Genomic DNA, 18,317 nt, shown 5'->3' with positions numbered 1-18,317 from the left:
GGTTACGCGCTTTGTTCTTGCAGCTCGTAGCTGGAAGCTTGCTGCTGCTTCACTGCGACTTCCGGACCCGTAGGTACCATTCGGACAGCAGTCGTACCTGTTTGTCGGTATAGCCACGTTCGACCATGCGAGTGACGAAGTCGTTGTGCTTCTGTTGGTCCTCCTTGCTGGCCTTGGCGTTGAAGCTGATGACTGGCAGCAGGTCTTCGGTGTTGGAGAACATTTTCTTCTCGATGACCACCCGCAGTTTTTCGTAGCTGAGCCAGGTCGGGTTCTTGCCGTTGTTGTTGGCCCGCGCGCGCAATACGAAGTTGACGATCTCGTTGCGGAAATCCTTCGGATTGCTGATGCCGGCCGGTTTCTCGATTTTCTCCAGTTCTTCGTTCAGCGCGACGCGGTTGAGGATCTCGCCGGTTTCCGGGTCGCGGTACTCCTGATCCTGAATCCAGAAGTCGGCGTACAGCACGTAGCGGTCGAAGATGTTCTGGCCGTACTCGCTGTAAGACTCGAGGTACGCGGTCTGGATCTCCTTGCCGATGAATTCGATATAACGCGGCGCCAGGTATTCCTTGAGGTAGCGCAGGTAGCGCTCGCGGGTTTCCGCCTGGAACTGTTCCTGTTCGATTTGCTGTTCCAGCACATAGAGCAGGTGCACCGGGTTGGCGGCGATTTCGTGCGGGTCGAAGTTGAACACCTTGGAGAGGATCTTGAAGGCGAAGCGGGTCGACAGACCGTTCATGCCTTCATCGACACCTGCCGAGTCGCGGTATTCCTGAATCGACTTGGCCTTCGGATCGGTGTCCTTGAGGTTTTCGCCGTCGTAGACGCGCATTTTCGAGTAGATGTTGGAGTTTTCCGGCTCCTTGAGGCGTGACAGGACAGTGAACTGCGCCAGCATTTTCAAGGTGTCCGGCGCGCAATGCGCTTTGGCCAGGGAGCTGTTGAACAGCAGTTTGTCGTAGATCTTCACTTCGTCACTGACGCGCAGGCAGTACGGCACTTTGACGATGTAGATCCGGTCGATGAACGCTTCGTTGTTCTTGTTGTTGCGGAAGGTGTGCCATTCCGATTCGTTGGAGTGGGCGAGCAGGATCCCGGTGAACGGAATCGCGCCGAGGCCTTCGGTACTGTTGTAGTTGCCTTCCTGAGTCGCGGTGAGCAATGGGTGCAGCACCTTGATCGGTGCCTTGAACATTTCGACGAATTCCATCAGGCCCTGGTTGGCCCGGCACAGCGCACCGGAGTAGCTGTAGGCGTCGGCGTCGTTCTGTGGGTATTCCTCGAGTTTACGGATGTCGACCTTACCGACCAGCGCCGAGATGTCCTGGTTGTTCTCGTCACCCGGTTCGGTCTTGGCCACGGCGATCTGGTTGAGGATCGACGGATACAGTTTGACCACGCGGAACTGGCTGATGTCGCCGCCGAATTCGGCCAGGCGTTTGGTCGCCCATGGCGACATGATGGTGTTCAGGTAGCGCCGTGGGATACCGAAGTCTTCTTCGAGGATCGCGCCATCTTCGGTGGCGTTGAACAGACCCAGTGGCGATTCGAATACCGGCGAGCCCTTGATCGCATAGAAGGGCACTTTTTCAATCAGTTGTTTCAGCTTCTCGGCCAAGGACGATTTACCGCCGCCGACGGGGCCGAGCAGATAGAGGATTTGTTTCTTCTCTTCCAGGCCTTGGGCGGCATGGCGGAAATACGAGACGATCTGGTCGATGCATTCTTCCATCCCGTGGAAGTCTTCAAAGGCCGGATAGCGACGGATCACCTTGTTGGAGAAGATGCGTGACAGCCTCGAGTTGGTCGAGGTGTCGAGCAGTTCCGGTTCGCCGATGGCCAGCAATAGACGCTCGGCGGCGGAAACGTAGGCGCTACGGTCTTTCTTGCACAGCTCCAGGTACTCTTGCAGCGAGAGTTCTTCCTGGCGTGTGGACTCGAAGCGTTGTTGGAAGTGGCTAAAGATACTCATGACGTCACCTCGCTCGATACGTGGAGCCGACGCCGGATCACTCAGTCGATGCTGGCAAACAACCGTTTTGGCAGCTGTTTGTTTACCCCCCAGAACACTTTCACGATCGACAATCGTGAAAGTCACTCCCGATGACCCGTGCGCCGGTGTACCGGCTCTCCCCTGATTTGGATGGCCTGGGCTTAAGGATAGTTGGGAATTCGGGAGGTAAAGGCGAGATACGTAATTAGTTGTGGCAAGACCGTTCGTCTGCCCGCGCAGGCCCACGGCAGCCGGGGCCTGCGCGTGACAAAAAAATTATTCGGCGGTGCCTTGCGCAGTTTCCGCAGGATAAGTCGTACGCCACAGCTCGAAGCCGCCGTCCATGCTGTAGACGTCAGAGAAGCCTTGGCTGATCAGGTACGCCGCGGCACCCTGGCTGGAATTGCCGTGGTAGCAGACGACCACGGTCGGTGCATCAAGGTCAGCGCCTTGAATGAAAGCGTGCAGGGAATGATTGTCCAGATGCTTCGAGCCGCTGATGTGCAGGGCGGCGAAAGTCGCCGGGTCGCGTACGTCGACGACGACGGCACCTTGTTCACGCAGGGCCTGGGCCTGTTCCGGGGGGATTCGTTTGAATTCGCTCATGGCGGGTTCCTGTTGCTCGGCTGAAAGCGCAGTCTAACGCGGTGCGCTGACTGGCGAAGTTTGGGGGATAAGTGGTGCGACAGTTGGCGCGAGTCCGCCGTGTTCGTCGCATTTGCACGACAGCCGTTCGCCGCTGTCGACATTCATCAGGGTCAGGCTGCCGCCCCAGACACAACCGGTGTCCAGCGCCGAGATACCTGGCTCATTGATATTGCCTTCGAGTGCCGCCCAGTGGCCGAAGATGATTCGCAAACCTTTCGTCTTGCGTTCTTTATGCTGGAACCACGGTTTGTAACCGGCGGGCGCGGTGTCGAGGCCTTCTTTGCTCTTGAGGTCGAGCTTGCCCTCGGCAGTGCAGAAGCGCATCCGCGTGAAATAGTTGGTGATGACGCGCAGGCGGGTCACGCCTTTAAGGTCGTTGTCCCATTTCGCCGGGTCGTTGCCGTACATGCCGTCGAGGTACGCAGGGAACAGATTGTCGTCACGCAGGGCCGATTCGACTTCGGCGGCGCACTTCAGTGCGCGGTTCAGCGACCATTGTGGTGGTATGCCGGCGTGGACCATGGCGACATCGCGCTGCTCGTCGTAGTGCATGAGCTTTTGTTGGCGCAACCATTCCAGCAGCTCGGCACTGTCCGGTGCTTCGAAAATCTCGCGCAGGGTGTCGGACTTCTTCAGGCGCTCGATGTTTTTAGCCGCAGCCAGCAGGTGCAGATCGTGGTTGCCCAGCACGCAGACCAGCGATTCACGCATGCCATACAAAAAGCGCAGGGTGTCCAGTGACTGCGGGCCACGATTGACCAGATCACCCACCAGCCATAGCCGATCGAGTTTCGTGTCGAACGCTACTTGCTTGAGCAGGCACTTGAGTGGTTCGAGGCAGCCTTGCAGGTCGCCAACGGCATACGTTGCCATCAGTGCAGGGCTCCGGGCACCGCCAGGCGGAAAGGTTTGATGATGGCGTCGAAATGTTTACCGTCAGTGGCGACCATTTCATAGGTGCCCTGCATGGTGCCGACCTTGGTGGTCATCACTGTACCGCTGCTGTAGGTATGGCTCTGGCCAGCATCGATCAACGGTTGCTGACCCACCACGCCGGCGCCACGCACCTCTTCGACATGGCCGTCGCCATCGGTGATCACCCAATGCCGTGATATCAGGCGTGCGGGTTGCTCGCCATTGTTCTGCACAGTGATGGTGTAGGCGAAGGCGAAGCGGTCGTGCTCGGGTTGCGATTGGTCTGCCAGATAGCGGGTAACGACGCTGACATCGACCTGGTAACGGGAATCGGACATGCAAGAGGCCTTAAACGAAGCGGAACGCGGGGCGTAGCTGATGGGGAATCAGTCTAGGCAAGTATCGGGCAGTAAACCAGAGTGGCGTCCTGCCCGATAGCGTTCATCGTTTATCAGTCGGCGGCGGGGGAGGCCGGGACTTGTATCGCGAGCTGGTCGGCCAGACGCACGAACGCGGCCAGATCCAGTTGCTCCGGACGCAGACTGCCATCGACGCCGGCGGCTTCGATTTCAGCGTTGCTGAGCAATTGCTTGAGGGTGTTGCGCAAGGTTTTGCGACGCTGGTTGAACGCTTCGCGGACGACGCGCTCCAGCAACTTGTGATCCTTGGCCGGGTGCGGCAGTACCGCGTGCGGCACCAGTCGGACGATGGCTGAATCGACTTTAGGCGGCGGATTGAACGCGCCTGGGCCGACGTTGAACAGGTGTTCCACGCGGCAATGGTACTGAACCATGATCGACAGGCGACCCCAGTCACCACCGCCAGGGCCTGCGGCCAGACGCTCGACGACTTCTTTTTGCAGCATGAAGTGCATGTCGCGAATGATGCCGGCGTTGTTCAGCAGGTGAAAAATCAGCGGCGTCGAGATGTTGTACGGCAGGTTGCCGACCACGCGCAGGCTGTTCGGCGCGGCGTTGAGCGTGTTGAAGTCGAACTTCAGTGCATCGCCCTGATGCAGGTTGAAATTGCTCTTGCCGGCAAACTGCTGGTTGAGGATCGGGATCAGATCCTTGTCCAGCTCCACTACGTCGAGTTGCGCGCCGGAGTTGAGCAGGCCGGCGGTCAAGGCGCCCTGGCCCGGGCCGATTTCCAGCAGGCGGTCTTCAGACTTGGCGCTGATGGAGCGCAGGATACGGTCGATAACGCCGGCATCGTGCAGGAAGTTCTGGCCAAAGCGTTTGCGCGCCTTGTGTTGGTATTGCTCGGTCATAAACGGGTCTCGGCCATCTGGTAGGCGGTTTCCAGGGCGACTTGCAGGCTGCCGGTGTCGATCTTGCCGCTGCCGGCCAGATCCAGGGCGGTGCCGTGATCGACCGACGTGCGGATGATCGGCAGGCCAAGGGTCACGTTGACGGCAGCGCCGAAGCCTTTGTACTTGAGCACAGGCAAACCCTGGTCGTGGTACATCGCCAGCACTGCGTCGCAGTGCTCCAGATATTTGGGGGTAAACAGAGTGTCGGCAGGCAGCGGGCCACGAAGGTCCATGCCCTCGCCGCGCAGGCGCTCTAATGTCGGTTCAATGATGTCGATTTCTTCATGGCCCAGGTGGCCGCCTTCACCGGCGTGCGGGTTGAGTCCGCAGACGAGGATGCGTGGCTGGGCGATGCCGAATTTGTTTTGCAGGTCGCTGTGCAGAATCCGTGTGACCCGCTCCAGCCGTTCTGGGGTGATCGCATCGGCAATCTCGCGCAGGGGCAGGTGAGTGGTGACCAGTGCCACGCGCAAGCCACGGGTGGCGAGCATCATCACCACTTGGGCGGTGTGAGTCAGGTCGGCGAGGAATTCGGTGTGCCCGGAGAACGCGATGCCCGACTCGTTGATCACGCCCTTGTGTACAGGGGCGGTAATCATCCCGGCGAAGTCGCCGTTGAGGCAGCCGTTGCCGGCGCGGGTCAGGGTTTCGAGGACGAACGCAGCGTTGGCCTTGTCCAGTTGCCCGGCAACCACGGGGGCGCTCAGCGGCGTATCCCAGACATACAGGCTGCCTGCGGGTGCCGGGGCGTCCGGCCAGTGATTCGGGCCGATATCCAGCAAGTTGACGGCCAGCCCCAGCTGCGCGGCCCGCTCGGTGAGCAGGCCGCGGCTGGTGATGGCAATCAGGGGATGTGGCTGGGCTTGCGAGGCGAGCAGCAGGCACAGGTCGGGACCGATGCCGGCTGGTTCGCCGGGTGTCAGCGCGAAACGCTTGGGTTTCACTGCGCTGCCTGGTCTGCACCAGGGAGTTTGATCTCTACGTACGCTTCGTCACGGATCTGACGCAGCCAGGTTTGCAGCTCTTCGTCGTATTTGCGGTTACGCAGTACGGTCATGGCTTGCTGCTCGCGGGCTTGTTCGGTGCTGTCGGTAGCGCGGCGGCCAAGGACTTCCAGAACGTGCCAGCCATATTGGGTCTGGAACGGCTTGGACAGCTGACCTTGTGGGGTCTTGGCCATCACTTCGCGGAACTCCGGAACCAGTGCATTCGGGTCGATCCAGTTCAGGTCGCCGCCGTTGAGCGCCGAGCCCGGGTCTTCTGAGTAGTTTTTCGCCAGAGTGGCGAAGTCTTCACCGGCCACGATGCGTTCATACAAAGATTGAACCAGCGCTTTGGTTTTCGCTTCATCACGAATCGGGCTTGGCTTCACCAGAATGTGACGAACATGCACTTCGTCACGCATCTGCGCTTCGCCACCACGCTTGGCCAGCAGCTTGAGGATGATGAAACCACCCGGTGTGCGTGCAGGTTGAGTGATGTCGCCGACGGCCATGCTGCTCAGCTCGCGGTCGAACGGCGGTGGCAGTTGCGCGGCTTTACGCCAGCCCATGTCGCCGCCTTCCAGAGCGTTGTCGCTGCCGGATTTGGCAACGGCCATCTGGCCGAAGTCAGCGCCTTGCTTGAGCTGCTGGTAAACCTCCATGGCCTGACGGGCAGCACTCTGAATCGCGTCAGAGTTGGCGCTTTCCGGCGTCGGGATCAGGATGTTGGCCAGGTGCAGTTCTTCGGACAGTTGCATCTTGCCCAGGTCGGAGGCGAGGAAGTTTTTCACTTCCTGTTCGGAGACCTGAATGCGTTCTGCCACGCGGCGCTGACGCACACGGCTGATGACCATTTCGCGTTTGATCTGGTCACGGGCATCGTCGTAGGACAGGCCGTCGCGAGCCAGAGCAGCACGGAACTGCTCAACCGACATGTTGTTGCGCTGAGCAATGGTACCGACTGCCTGGTTCAATTCTTCATCGGTGATGCGGATGCCGGAACGCTCGCCAATCTGCAGTTGCAGGTTTTCGACGATCAGGCGCTCGAGCACCTGTTGATCCAGTACGCCAGGAGGCGGCAAACCGCCGCCACGCTTGGCGATGGTCTGCTGCACTTCGTGGACGCGCTGGTCCAGTTGGCTTTGCATGACCACGTCGTTGTCGACGATTGCTACCACTTTGTCGATGGATTGAACTGCGGCGTTAGCCGCAGTACCCAGGAACAGCGCGCCCAGCATCAGCGGGCGCAGACAATCAGAAAGCTTGGTCTTCACGTTCACGATAACCTTGAATGCCTTTGTCGAGGAAGCTCTCTACCTTGGCGCCGGTGAGGCCGCCGAGTCCCTTCAGAACAATTTGGAGGAAGATGCCATGGTCGCCTTTTTCGTTTTCCGGGGCGTTCTGACTGAACTCGTCATAGGAAACCCAGTAACGGTTGATCAGGCGCAGTTTCCAGCAGCAGTTGTCGTACTCGAAACCACCAAACGCTTCCAGGGTACGGTTACGGTTGTAGTCGTACTGCCAGCGGCTGATCGCGTTCCACTGCGGAACGATCGGCCAGATGACCGAGAAGTCATGCTGCTGGATCTTGTAGTAGTCCTTCACGTAGCCAGGTGTGCCCGGAGTGCCGTAGTCACCACCACCCACCGACCACTTACCGGTGTTCTGGTCGTAGCGGACCTGGTCATTGCGATAGCGATAACCGGCGTTGATGACCTTGTTCGGGTTGTCTTCAGGCTGGTAGTGGAACATCGCACTGCCGGAGCGCGGGCTGCGGCTGTCTGGATCCCAGTTGTAGTCGGCCGTGGTACGCCAGTCGCGGTTCCAGCGGTATTCGTATTCCAGTGCATAGGGCGAGACGTTGGATTTCGCGTCATCACGATCCTTGAACGCGATGCCAGGCAATTGAACTTCGCGGTCCTTGAAGTACAGAGCCTGACCAACACTGATGCGTTGACGTTCGAAGCCATCGTCTTCGATCCAGCGGCTGGTAACGCCCAGCGACAGCTTGTTCTCGTCGCCGACACGGTCGGCGCCGGAGAAGCGGTTGTCGCGGAACAGCGAGGCGTAATTGAAGGTGTATTCGCTGGTGTCAAATACTGGAATGTCTTCTTGATCCACCTCGGGAACATAAAGGTAGAACAGGCGTGGTTCCAGGGTTTGACGATAGTTTTTGCCGAAGAACTGTGTATTGCGGTCGAAGTACAAACCGCTGTCGATGCTGGCAATCGGTACACCACGATTCTGATTGCTGTCGAACTTGCCGCCGACGTAATCAGTGCCGGCTGCAGCTGCTGCGTTTTGCTGCGCGACAATCTGCGATTTACCAGTACCGTCCAGATCCAGCTGATACTGAGTGTACTGATACTTCAGCGATGGCTTCAGGAAGCCATAAGTCCAGTTCATCGGCAGGCTGACACCCGGCTTAAGGTTCAACCGATCGCCGTTCGCGCGGTCGAGCCCTTGGACATTGTTGTCGAGACGACGATCAACAGTGCCATCTTCGTTAACAAAGTTGCCGGTTTTCAAATCACGATCAAACCGGACAAGCTCGGTCTCGTAATCGAAGTTCAAACCTTCCGGGTGGTACGGCAGCTGACCATTGAAGGTGATCTGCGGCAGGCGACCATACGGGGTGATGTTGGAAACAGTCGCCAACTGGTACTGCTGAGCATTCAGGCGTGCGGTATAGCTATCACCACGATAGGTGATCGCGCCCTGCTGGTTCACGTAGTCGCTGCTTTTCACACCAATCTGATCGGTTTGCAGATCCTGGAAGTAATAAGGATCGCTGATCTTGGTGTAATCAACCTCGGTGAGCACGCGGGAGTCGAGACCGCCCTTGTGCTGCCAGTTATACATGTAGCGGGTTTTATCGTAGTCGGTCTGGCCTTTGCGATCATCGTCCTCGTCATTGAGGTAAGCCGCACCGAACTGACCTTCACTCGACTTGGTCAGGTAACGGAATTCGCCTTCCACCAACATGCCACGCTTGCTCATGTAACGCGGGTACAACGTGGCGTCGTAGTTCGGCGCCAGGTTGAAGTAGTACGGTGTGACCAGCATGAAGCCGGTGTCGCTGCCGCTGCCAATGGTCGGCGGCAGGAAGCCCGACTGACGACGGTCGTCGATCGGGAAGTAGATGTACGGCGTGTACAGAATCGGAATGTCTTTTACGCGCAACGTCACGTTGGTCGCGGTACCGAAACCGGTAGCCGGGTTCAAGGTGATGTTGTTGCCCTTGAGCTGCCAGGCATTGCTGTTCGGTTCGCACGTGGTGTACGTGCCGTCCTTCAGACGGATGATCGCGTTTTCCGCACGCTTGGCGTACAGCGCGTTGCCGCGGATACGCGATTTGTGCATCACGTATTCGGCGTTGTCGACCTTGGCTTCACCGGTGTCGAGTTGCACATCGGCGTGGTCGCCAACGATCAGCGCGCCGTTGTCGCGGATGCGCACATCGCCATTGAGTTCGGCGCGGCTCTCGGCCTGATACAGGCTGGCCTCGTCGGACTCGACCTGCATGCTGCCCTGACGCAGGACGACATCGCCGGCCAGCGTACCGACTTGATCATCGGTGTTATAGCGCGAGGCTTTTGCGCCGATAAAGGTCGGAGCATCGCTTTTGTTCGTCTTGTCATTCATGCCAGGACGAATCGGTTCGATATAGGCACCAGAGCAGTAAGGCCCGGTCTCGGCCAATTGGGCGGCGGTGAGCTTCTCGCGCGGAACCCAGTCGAGGTGACTGAAGTCTTCGCTACGGGATTTCAGACCGCGGCCCTTGGCTTCGGTGACCAGCGCCGTTTTAGGGGCTGTGTCGGCACCCGAACCGTTCTCGGTCGCGGCTTCGCCAGTGGCGCTGACGGCACTGCCGTCATGCACCGGGCGCGGCGGCAACGCAGCAGCGGTTGATTTGGGCGCACAGGCCCAACCACCCGAAGCCGAGACGGAGCAGTCATACTGCTCGGCGGCAACAACGAATTGACTGGCCAGAGGTTGCATAGCCAGCAGACTGCCGGTTACCAACAACGGAAATTTTTTACGAAACGCGGGGGATTTCAATGCCATCTTATTAGTCCGGGCTTCCTGCGTGCCATCTGCCCGCGGTGTGGGCCGCACGCCTCTCGATGGTCTGAAAAAGATGCTGGATAATAAAGCATGACCCGCTTGACGGCTAGCGCCGTCGGAGACCCTTGCAATGCCTGACCAAGATGTACGCTTGCAACACCTGAAAGTTTGGCTCGATGAGCAGTTGGCAAACCTGTTTGCGGATCAGGGCTGGGGCGCCGTGCCCCCGGCCACGTTGACTGCGGCCAGCAGCGACGCGAGTTTTCGCCGTTACTTCCGTTGGGAAGGTGAGGGTCGCAGCTTTGTCGTGATGGACGCGCCGCCGCCCCAGGAAAACTGCAAACCGTTCGTGGATATCGCCTTTTTGCTGGCGAAATCCGGAATAAACGTGCCGAAAATTTATGCCGAAGACCTCGAACGCGGTTTTCTTTTGCTCAATGACCTGGGCAACAAGACCTATCTCGACGTGATCGATGGCGAGAATGCCGACGCTTTGTTCGACGATGCCCTGCAAGCGCTGCTGGCTTTTCAGCAGTTGCCGATGGTTGCACCGTTGCCGAGTTACGACGTGGCGTTGCTGCGCCGTGAACTGGAACTGTTCCCCGAGTGGTACGTGAAGCGTGAGCTCGGCATCGAGTTCGACGCGACCCAGCAGCAACAATGGCAACACGTCAGCGACCTGTTGATCGACAGCGCCCTTGCGCAGCCGAAAGTGCTGGTGCACCGCGACTACATGCCGCGCAACCTGATGCTCAGCGAGCCGAATCCCGGTGTGCTGGATTTCCAGGATGCGGTCTATGGTCCGGTGACCTACGACGTGACCTGCCTGTTCAAAGATGCGTTTCTCAGCTGGCCTGAAGAACGCGTACGCGGCTGGCTGGAAAGTTACTGGCAACAAGCCTCGGCGCTGAACATCCCGGTGCAGCCGGACTTCGAAGACTTCCTGCGCGCCAGCGATCTGATGGGCGTGCAGCGTCACCTGAAAGTCATCGGCATCTTTGCGCGCATCTGTCACCGCGACGGCAAGCCGCGTTATCTGGCCGACGTGCCGCGTTTCTTCTCTTATATAGAAGCGGTGATTGCGCGTCGTCCTGAACTGGCGGAACTGCAAACGCTGTTCACCAGCCTGCGGGGTGGAGCGACGGCATGAAGGCAATGATTCTGGCGGCAGGCAAAGGCGAGCGCATGCGCCCGCTGACCCTGACCACTCCGAAACCGCTGGTGCGTGCCGGCGGCGTCCCCCTGATCGAATATCACCTGCGCGCCCTCGCGGCCGCGGGGTTCAACGAGATCGTCATCAACCACGCCTGGCTCGGCCAGCAGATCGAAGATTACCTGGGTGACGGTTCGCAGTTTGGCGTGAGCATTCAGTACTCGCCGGAAGGTGAGCCACTGGAAACCGGCGGCGGGATTTTCCGTGCGCTGCCGCTGCTCGGCGATGATGCCTTTCTGGTGGTCAACGGTGATATCTGGACCGATTACGATTTCAGCGTGCTGCACCAGCCGATCAACGGCCTGGCGCATCTGGTGCTGGCGGACAACCCGGCGCATCACCCGAGTGGAGATTTCACTTTGGTCGATGGCAAGGTGCACGACGGTCAGCCGGACGCTGCAACCCTGACCTACAGCGGCATCGCGGTGCTGCATCCTCAGTTGTTCGACGGCTGCGCCGACGGTGCTTTCAAACTGGCACCGCTGTTGCGCAACGCCATGGCGGCTGGCGAAGTCACGGGCGAGCGTCTGAAAGGTCACTGGGTCGATGTCGGTACGCACGAGCGTCTGGCCGAAGCTGAAACCTTGATAGAAGCGAGTCGCTGACATGTTGTGGCCAGGGACTCTGATTGGAGCCGGAGCGGGTTTTGCGATTGCCAGTATTCCGGGGGCCATGCTTGGGGCATTGTTGGGGCAAGCGCTGGATCGGCGCTTGCACTTGCAGAGCTGGGGACACTTGCGGGAAAAGCTCGGCGGTCGGCCGATGCTGCGCAACGACGAACTGTTGTTTGTGTTGCTCGGTCGTCTGGCCAAGAGCGACGGTCGCGTCACCGATGGGCATATCCAGCAGGCGCGAAACGAGATGCGTGCGCTGGAGATGAGCGAACCGGCGACACGTCGGGCGATTGCCGCGTTCAACCGTGGCAAGTCCGGCAGCGACAATCTGCGCGGTTATCTGCGCCGCCTCAGTGTCCAGCCGCACGCCAGCGAAGGTGTGTTGCGCGCCTGTTGGCGGATGGTCTGGGCCGATGGCCGCGCGGGTGTCAGTGAGCGTGAATTGCTGGCGCAGTGGGGCAAGTGGCTCGGCTGGACGACGCATCAGGTGCAGGCATTGGCCAGTGATTACGAGCCGGGCAAACGACCGATCGTCAGTGCTGCAGTGAGTTATCAGGAGGCGATGCGTTTATTGGGCGTGTCCACGTCCAGTGAACCGGCGCAGATCAAACGGGCCTATCGACGCCTGCTCAGTCGTCATCACCCGGACAAGATTGCCGGTACGGGAGCGACGCCAGCGCAGGTGCGTGAAGCGACCGAGAAAACCCGCGAGTTGCACAGTGCCTACACGTTGATTCGTGAGAGGCGGGATTTTCGTTAGTCGTTAGAGCTGTGTTGCCGGTGATGGCCCCTTCGCGAGCAGGCTCGCTCCCACAATGGATTGTGTACGCAGATCCAATGTGGGAGCGAGCCTGCTCGCGAAGGGGGCGACGCGGTTTACCGATCAGTTCGGGTTCTGCGGATTCAACCAGCCACGCACCCGGCGGAACAGCTGCTCCTGTTCTGCCTTGTTATCCGGCAAAGCCTTGAGCGCGACCTGGCTGAACGCCGAAGTCTTCAAACGTTTGCTCGCCTGCATGCGCTCCAGCGCTGCGTTGCGATCCAGCGGCTTGTCCATGTAGAAAATATCCACGGTCGGCAGTTTCAGCGTCGGTGTCAGTTCTACCAGCGCCGGTTTGGCCTTGGTCGGTGTCTGCACATCAACCATGATGAACTTTTCGACCTGCGAAGTTTGTTTCTCGCTCAAGTAGCGCGCGACCCAATAGGCACCGGTGCCGTGTCCGAGCACGACTATGCTGCGCGCGCTCTGCTGCTCGGCGTAGGCAATCGCCGCGTCGATGCGCGCGAAGATTCGTTCCGCGTCTGCCTTGGATTGCTCTTCAGTGGTTTCGGCGACCACTTGATCCGCCACTTCAGCTTCACCACCCGCCGCCTGTTCGATTGGCTGTGCGGTGGTGGCATCCTTGCTGCCGCTTTCCGGTGCTTTCGGCGCTGCGGCTGCTTCGACGACGCGCGGGGCAATGGTATCGCTTTGCAGGTCAGGCAGCGTGATGCTCAGGCTGCTCCAGTCGGCGTTTGGCAGTTTTTGTCGCAATGGGCCGATTGCCTGCGGCCAGTCAGCGGTTTCGCCAGCGCCGGGGATGATGATCACCGCGCCTTTGGGTTCGGCGGTGTTGGCCGGTTTCCACAGGGCGAGAAAGGTGTCGCTGCCGGCCTGCAACTGTTGCTGTTCTTGCGCCGGGACTTTACGTTCCAGTGCGGCGGCCTCTTCCTGACTACGCTCAAGCAGTGGCTGGCGTTCGGCCGGTTTTTCTTCGGCCGGTTTTTCCGCCGTGGCGGCGGGTGCCGGATCGGCGGCTTCGACGGAAAACGCACAAGGCAGGAGCAGCGACAGGCACAATGCTGGCATTGCCAGGCGGTAAACAGAGGGCATCGGTTATTCCAGGCCAGAAAGTATCCCGGCAGCCTAATGGGTTGGTCAGAATTTGTCAGTGTATGAGACTTCAATGAAGCGATTTTGCTGCCTGTGGGTTATCGGCTGTTTGTGCTTTCCCTTGATGGGCTGGGCGGCGCCTGCGCCGCCGTCTCATCTCGCACAGTTGTCGGCGAGCCAGCAGCAATGGCTGGCGCAACACAATGAATTGCGCGTCGGCCTGGTGTTGCAAGCGCCGTACGCGCTATACGACCGGCGCTTGCAGCGGTTGTCGGGGGCCAACGTCGAGCTGATGAAGTTGTTGGCCAAGACGCTCAATGTCGAATTGAGCTGGCGCAATTTTCAGGATCTCGCGCAATTGGAAGCCGCCGTGCGTGAGGGCGAGATCGATATCGCTCCGGGCCTGAGCCAGACTCCGAGTGCGCTGCGCCTGTGGCAGTTCTCCGATCCTTACATGCGTGTCCCGCAACTGGTGGTCAGCGACCAGAAGGCCAGTAGTGTGGTCGATCTGGAGAAACTCGACAGCCAGACCCGCGTCGCCGTGCGCATGCCCAGCAGCACCGCCGACTATCTGCGCGGCAACTATCCGCATCTGAATCTGCAAGGTGTGCCGCTGGAGCGTCAGGCCTTGCAGTTGCTGTTGAGTCAGCAGGCCACTTACGCCGTGGTCGATGAGGCGCAACTCGGACGCTTGTCCGCGGAACCGGAGTTCGCCGGACTGGTAGTCGTTGGTGATATCGGCCTGCCGCAACTGTTGCGAGTCGGCTCGCGCCGCGATTGGCCAGAGTTGGCTGGCATCGTCCAAAGCGCCTTGCGTGCAATCCCGGCCAAGGATCTGGAGCAATTGCACAGCCAATGGCTGCAACCGAAATATCCGCGGCTGTCGGAGTCACCGGGGTTCTGGCAGAACCTCAGTCTGTTGTTCGCGGTGATGCTGCTCAGTTGTGTCGCGATCGTATTCTGGCAGCGCCGCCAACAGCACAGTCTCGAACAGCGGCTGCTGGCCGCCCGGGAAGACATTGCCTTGCGCGCGGCCAGCGAAGAAGCGCTGCGGTTGACGCAGTTCTCCATCGATCAAAGCACCGTCGGCATTCTCTGGGTCAACTGGGACAGCCATGTGCGCTACGCCAATCGTGCGGCGGAAGTCATGCTCGGTTATCACTCAGGTGGATTGATCGAGCGCCCGCTGATCGACTTTGAACCGGGACTGCACATGGACCGCTGGCTCAATCTGTGGAAGCGCGCGCGGGCCAGTGAAGAAGGGCCGCTGAGTTTTGAAACCAGTTGCGTGCGCGCCGATGGCAGTGTCTTGCCTGCGGATGTTTCGCTGAGTTTTCTGCGTTTTCGCGACAGCGAATATCTGGTGGTTTACCTCACGGATGTCACCGAGCGCCGCCGTGCACTGGCGGCGTTGCAGGAAAGCGAGGCGCGCCTGCAAGGTATCGCCGCCAACGTGCCGGGGCTTGTGTTCCGTCTGGAGCGGGCGCCGGTGACTGGGCAGATCGACTTTGCCTACATCAGTGAGGGCAGTGAAAGTCTGGTCGGCTACGCACCGGCCGCTATCGCGCATCGCGACATGGGTCTGCGCAGCCTGGTGCATCCCGACGACAAGGCCAGTTATCACCAAACTCAGGATCAGGCGCTGGACACCGACAGCGATTGGTCATGGCAGGGCCGAATCCTCACGCGTCAGGGCGAGCAACGCTGGGCCGAGATCAAGGCGATCACCCGGCAACTGGAGGATGGCGCCTACGTCTGGGACGGTATCGTCTGGGACATCACCGAAAGCAAGCGTATCGAGTTGGAGCTGGCGGCATCGCGCGAGCAACTGCGCGAACTGTCGGCGCACCTTGAGAGCGTGCGCGAAGAAGAGAAGGCGCGGATCGCCCGCGAGGTGCACGATGAGCTGGGGCAGATGTTGACGGTGCTGAAACTGGAGACATCGATGTGCGAATTGGCCTACGCGCAACTCGATCCGGGGCTGAATGAGCGGCTGAACAGCATGAAGCGCCTGATCGCCCAGCTGTTCCAGTTGGTGCGCGATGTGGCGACGGCATTGCGACCGCCGATTCTCGATGCCGGGATTGCGTCGGCAATCGAGTGGCAGGCGCGGCGGTTCGAGGCGCGGACACAGATTCCGTGTCTGGTGCAGGTGCCGGAGAATCTGCCTGCGCTCAGTGATGCCAAGGCGATTGGTCTGTTCCGGATCCTGCAGGAGGCGCTGACCAATGTGATGCGCCATGCCCAAGCGCATACTGTAGAACTGACGCTGGCGCTGGAAGGCGACGAATTGTGTCTGACGGTCAGTGATGATGGCGTAGGGTTTGTCCCCGCTGCCGGTCGGCCGACTTCGTTCGGTTTGGTCGGCATGCGTGAGCGGGTGCTGATCATGGGCGGACGGTTGACGCTGGAGAGTGAGCCGGGGGAGGGCACCAGTCTGATGGTGCGAGTGCCGGTGAGTGAGGTTTGACATGTTGTGGTGTCTGGACTGACGCCTTCGCGAGCAGGCTCGCTCCCACAGGGATTGGTGTGTACCTGAAATCTGGAGAAAAGATTTGATCCGTGTACTGGTAGCCGAAGACCACACCATCGTCCGCGAAGGCATCAAGCAATTGATCGGCCTGGCCAAGGATCTGCAAGTGGTGGGCGAGGCGAGTAATGGCGAGCAATTGCTCGAGACCCTGCGCCATATTCCGTGCGAAGTGGTGCTGCTCGACATCTCCATGCCCGGGGTCAATGGCCTCGAAGCGATACCGCGCATCCGTGCACTGAACAATCCGCCGGCGATTCTGGTGCTGTCGATGCACGACGAAGCGCAGATGGCTGCTCGCGCATTGAAGGTCGGCGCGGCCGGTTATGCGACCAAGGACAGCGACCCGGCGCTGTTGCTCACGGCGATCCGCAAGGTCGCGGCGGGTGGGCGTTATATCGACCCGGATCTGGCCGATCGCATGGTCTTCGAAGTCGGCCTGACCGATGCCCGGCCACTGCATTCGCTATTGTCCGAACGCGAATTCTCGGTGTTCGAACGCTTGGCCCAAGGCGCCAACGTCAATGACATCGCCCAGCAACTGGCGCTGAGCAGCAAGACCATCAGCACCCACAAGGCGCGGCTGATGCAAAAGCTCAACATCACCTCGCTGGCCGAACTGGTCAAATACGCGATGGAACACAAACTTCTCTGATCAGCACTGTTCCCCTGTGGGAGCGAGCCTGCTCGCGAAAGCGGTGTAACAGTCACCGAATAAGCTGAATGACCCACCGCATTCGCGAGCAGGCTCGCTCCCACAAGGGATCTGCTTTGGATCCGGATTGTGCGCATATCCCTAAGCGACACGCGTTTTTGCCATTGCTTGTGGCTCGCAGCTTGTCGCTTGTCACTGCCTTATCCATTAGCGCCATCCTTGTAGGGCAATCCCTACCCCCAACCTTCCATCCGGCTGAGGCGATTCTCTCCTGCGCCCCGATTTGCGTGCCTGTCAGCAACCACTAGGCTTAATCCACAAGCAGTCATCAACAACAAAGGTGTGGGTATGAGCCAGGTCGATACAAACGCAGGGGCCAGTGATGTGCTGGTCAGCTTTCGTGGAGTGCAGAAGAGCTACGACGGCGAGAACCTGATCGTCAAAGACCTCAACCTCGACATTCGCAAAGGCGAATTCCTCACCCTGCTCGGGCCGTCCGGTTCCGGCAAGACCACCAGTCTGATGATGCTCGCCGGTTTCGAAACACCGACCGCCGGCGAGATTCTGCTGGCCGGGCGCTCGATCAACAATGTGCCGCCGCACAAACGCGACATCGGCATGGTGTTCCAGAACTACGCGCTGTTCCCGCACATGACTGTGGCCGAGAACCTCGCGTTCCCGCTGACCGTCCGTGGCCTGAACAAAAGTGATGTCAGCGACCGCGTGAAGAAAGTCCTCAGCATGGTCCAGCTCGACGCATTCGCCTCACGCTACCCGGCGCAGTTGTCCGGCGGTCAGCAACAACGTGTGGCACTGGCCCGCGCGCTGGTGTTCGAACCGCAACTGGTGCTGATGGACGAACCCCTCGGCGCCCTCGACAAACAACTGCGTGAACACATGCAGATGGAAATCAAACACCTGCACCAGCGCCTCGGCGTGACCGTGGTCTACGTGACCCACGATCAGGGTGAAGCGCTGACCATGTCCGACCGCGTCGCGGTGTTCCATCAAGGCGAAATCCAGCAGATCGCCCCACCGCGCACCCTTTACGAAGAACCGAAAAATACCTTCGTCGCCAACTTCATCGGTGAGAACAACCGCCTCAACGGTCGCCTGCTCAGCCAGAGCGGTGAGCGTTGCGTGGTCGAGTTGGGTCGTGGCGAAAAGGTCGAGGCGCTGGCGGTCAACGTCGGCCAGACCGGCGAACCGGTGACTTTGTCGATCCGTCCGGAGCGCGTCAGCCTCAACGGTTCGAGCGATCAATGCGTTAACCGCTTCTCAGGGAGGGTGGCGGAATTCATCTATCTGGGCGACCACGTCCGGGTGCGCCTGGAAGTCTGCGGCAAGACCGACTTCTTCGTGAAACAACCGATTGCCGAGCTCGATCCAGCGCTCGCGGTCGGTGACGTGGTACCGCTTGGCTGGCAGGTCGAGCACGTTCGCGCGCTTGACCCGCTTTTAGAGGCGAACTGATCGCCCCGGCAATACCAACACCAACCCTGCACGTGGAGAG

15 protein-coding genes are annotated in these 18,317 nt (G+C 59.7%); 6 read left to right on the top strand and 9 right to left on the bottom strand.

The window, feature by feature from the left end:
• Positions 1–49: 49 nt before the first annotated feature.
• From HU718_RS27725 to HU718_RS27690, 8 genes are all read right to left on the bottom strand, one after another.
• Positions 50–1,972 (bottom strand): PrkA family serine protein kinase, encoded by a 1,923-nt coding sequence (locus HU718_RS27725; RefSeq protein ID WP_007910115.1) that lies wholly within the window; start codon positions 1,970–1,972, stop codon positions 50–52.
• 297 nt (positions 1,973–2,269) lie between these two features.
• On the bottom strand, positions 2,270–2,599 hold the full coding sequence (glpE, locus tag HU718_RS27720; protein ID WP_016983139.1) for a thiosulfate sulfurtransferase GlpE: 330 nt from the start codon (positions 2,597–2,599) through the stop codon (positions 2,270–2,272).
• A gap of 33 nt (positions 2,600–2,632) precedes the next feature.
• The gene (locus HU718_RS27715) at positions 2,633–3,514 is read right to left on the bottom strand and encodes a symmetrical bis(5'-nucleosyl)-tetraphosphatase (protein ID WP_186616303.1); all 882 of its coding nucleotides are present in this window, start codon (positions 3,512–3,514) and stop codon (positions 2,633–2,635) included.
• Complete coding sequence (apaG, locus tag HU718_RS27710) at positions 3,514–3,894, bottom strand: Co2+/Mg2+ efflux facilitator ApaG/CorD (protein ID WP_186616302.1); 381 nt, start codon at positions 3,892–3,894, stop codon at positions 3,514–3,516. The genes HU718_RS27715 and apaG overlap by 1 nt, the downstream gene beginning before the upstream one ends.
• 113 nt (positions 3,895–4,007) lie before the next feature.
• On the bottom strand, positions 4,008–4,826 hold the full coding sequence (gene rsmA / locus HU718_RS27705; protein ID WP_102900136.1) for a 16S rRNA (adenine(1518)-N(6)/adenine(1519)-N(6))-dimethyltransferase RsmA: 819 nt from the start codon (positions 4,824–4,826) through the stop codon (positions 4,008–4,010).
• Positions 4,823–5,812: a 4-hydroxythreonine-4-phosphate dehydrogenase PdxA gene (gene pdxA / locus HU718_RS27700; protein ID WP_186616301.1), complete on the bottom strand. Its 990-nt coding sequence runs from the start codon at positions 5,810–5,812 to the stop codon at positions 4,823–4,825. The genes rsmA and pdxA overlap by 4 nt, the downstream gene beginning before the upstream one ends.
• Positions 5,809–7,125 carry a peptidylprolyl isomerase SurA gene (gene surA / locus HU718_RS27695; RefSeq protein ID WP_146033668.1) on the bottom strand — a complete coding sequence of 439 codons (1,317 nt, stop codon included), beginning with the start codon at positions 7,123–7,125 and terminating at the stop codon, positions 5,809–5,811. Before surA ends, pdxA begins: the two co-directional genes overlap by 4 nt.
• Entirely contained in the window at positions 7,106–9,919 is a 2,814-nt protein-coding gene (locus tag HU718_RS27690) for an LPS-assembly protein LptD (protein WP_186616300.1), read from the bottom strand. The genes surA and HU718_RS27690 overlap by 20 nt, the downstream gene beginning before the upstream one ends.
• A gap of 130 nt (positions 9,920–10,049) precedes the next feature.
• On the opposite strand from HU718_RS27690, the gene HU718_RS27685 reads away from it, so the two are divergent.
• Genes HU718_RS27685 through HU718_RS27675 form a run of 3 tightly spaced genes read left to right on the top strand, consistent with a single transcriptional unit; the run spans position 10,050 to position 12,506 of the window.
• Positions 10,050–11,069 (top strand): aminoglycoside phosphotransferase family protein, encoded by a 1,020-nt coding sequence (locus HU718_RS27685; RefSeq protein ID WP_150730243.1) that lies wholly within the window; start codon positions 10,050–10,052, stop codon positions 11,067–11,069.
• Positions 11,066–11,737 (top strand): N-acetylmuramate alpha-1-phosphate uridylyltransferase MurU, encoded by a 672-nt coding sequence (gene murU / locus HU718_RS27680; protein ID WP_095122624.1) that lies wholly within the window; start codon positions 11,066–11,068, stop codon positions 11,735–11,737. Before HU718_RS27685 ends, murU begins: the two co-directional genes overlap by 4 nt.
• Before the next feature lies 1 nt (position 11,738).
• Positions 11,739–12,506, top strand: coding sequence for a DnaJ domain-containing protein (locus tag HU718_RS27675; protein WP_186616299.1), 768 nt, complete (start codon positions 11,739–11,741; stop codon positions 12,504–12,506).
• 123 nt (positions 12,507–12,629) lie between these two features.
• On the opposite strand, the gene HU718_RS27670 is transcribed toward HU718_RS27675, so the two are convergent.
• Entirely contained in the window at positions 12,630–13,619 is a 990-nt protein-coding gene (locus HU718_RS27670; protein ID WP_186616298.1) for an alpha/beta hydrolase family protein, read from the bottom strand.
• Positions 13,620–13,692: 73 nt separating this feature from the next.
• Here HU718_RS27670 and HU718_RS27665 point away from each other — a divergent pair, with 73 nt between their 5' ends.
• From HU718_RS27665 to HU718_RS27655, 3 genes are all read left to right on the top strand, one after another.
• Positions 13,693–16,089 carry a PAS domain-containing sensor histidine kinase gene (locus HU718_RS27665; protein ID WP_186616297.1) on the top strand — a complete coding sequence of 799 codons (2,397 nt, stop codon included), beginning with the start codon at positions 13,693–13,695 and terminating at the stop codon, positions 16,087–16,089.
• Between the two features lie 85 nt (positions 16,090–16,174).
• Positions 16,175–16,804: a response regulator gene (locus HU718_RS27660; RefSeq protein ID WP_038363404.1), complete on the top strand. Its 630-nt coding sequence runs from the start codon at positions 16,175–16,177 to the stop codon at positions 16,802–16,804.
• A 348-nt stretch (positions 16,805–17,152) separates the two neighbouring features.
• Positions 17,153–18,277 (top strand): ABC transporter ATP-binding protein, encoded by a 1,125-nt coding sequence (locus tag HU718_RS27655; RefSeq protein ID WP_038363353.1) that lies wholly within the window; start codon positions 17,153–17,155, stop codon positions 18,275–18,277.
• Positions 18,278–18,317: the final 40 nt, after the last annotated feature.

The sequence above is a fragment of the Pseudomonas tensinigenes genome (assembly GCF_014268445.2).
Taxonomy (GTDB): Bacteria; Pseudomonadota; Gammaproteobacteria; order Pseudomonadales; family Pseudomonadaceae; genus Aquipseudomonas; species Aquipseudomonas tensinigenes.
The sequence above is the reverse complement of the archived record's forward strand: the minus strand, read 5'-3'. Positions and strand labels throughout refer to the sequence as shown.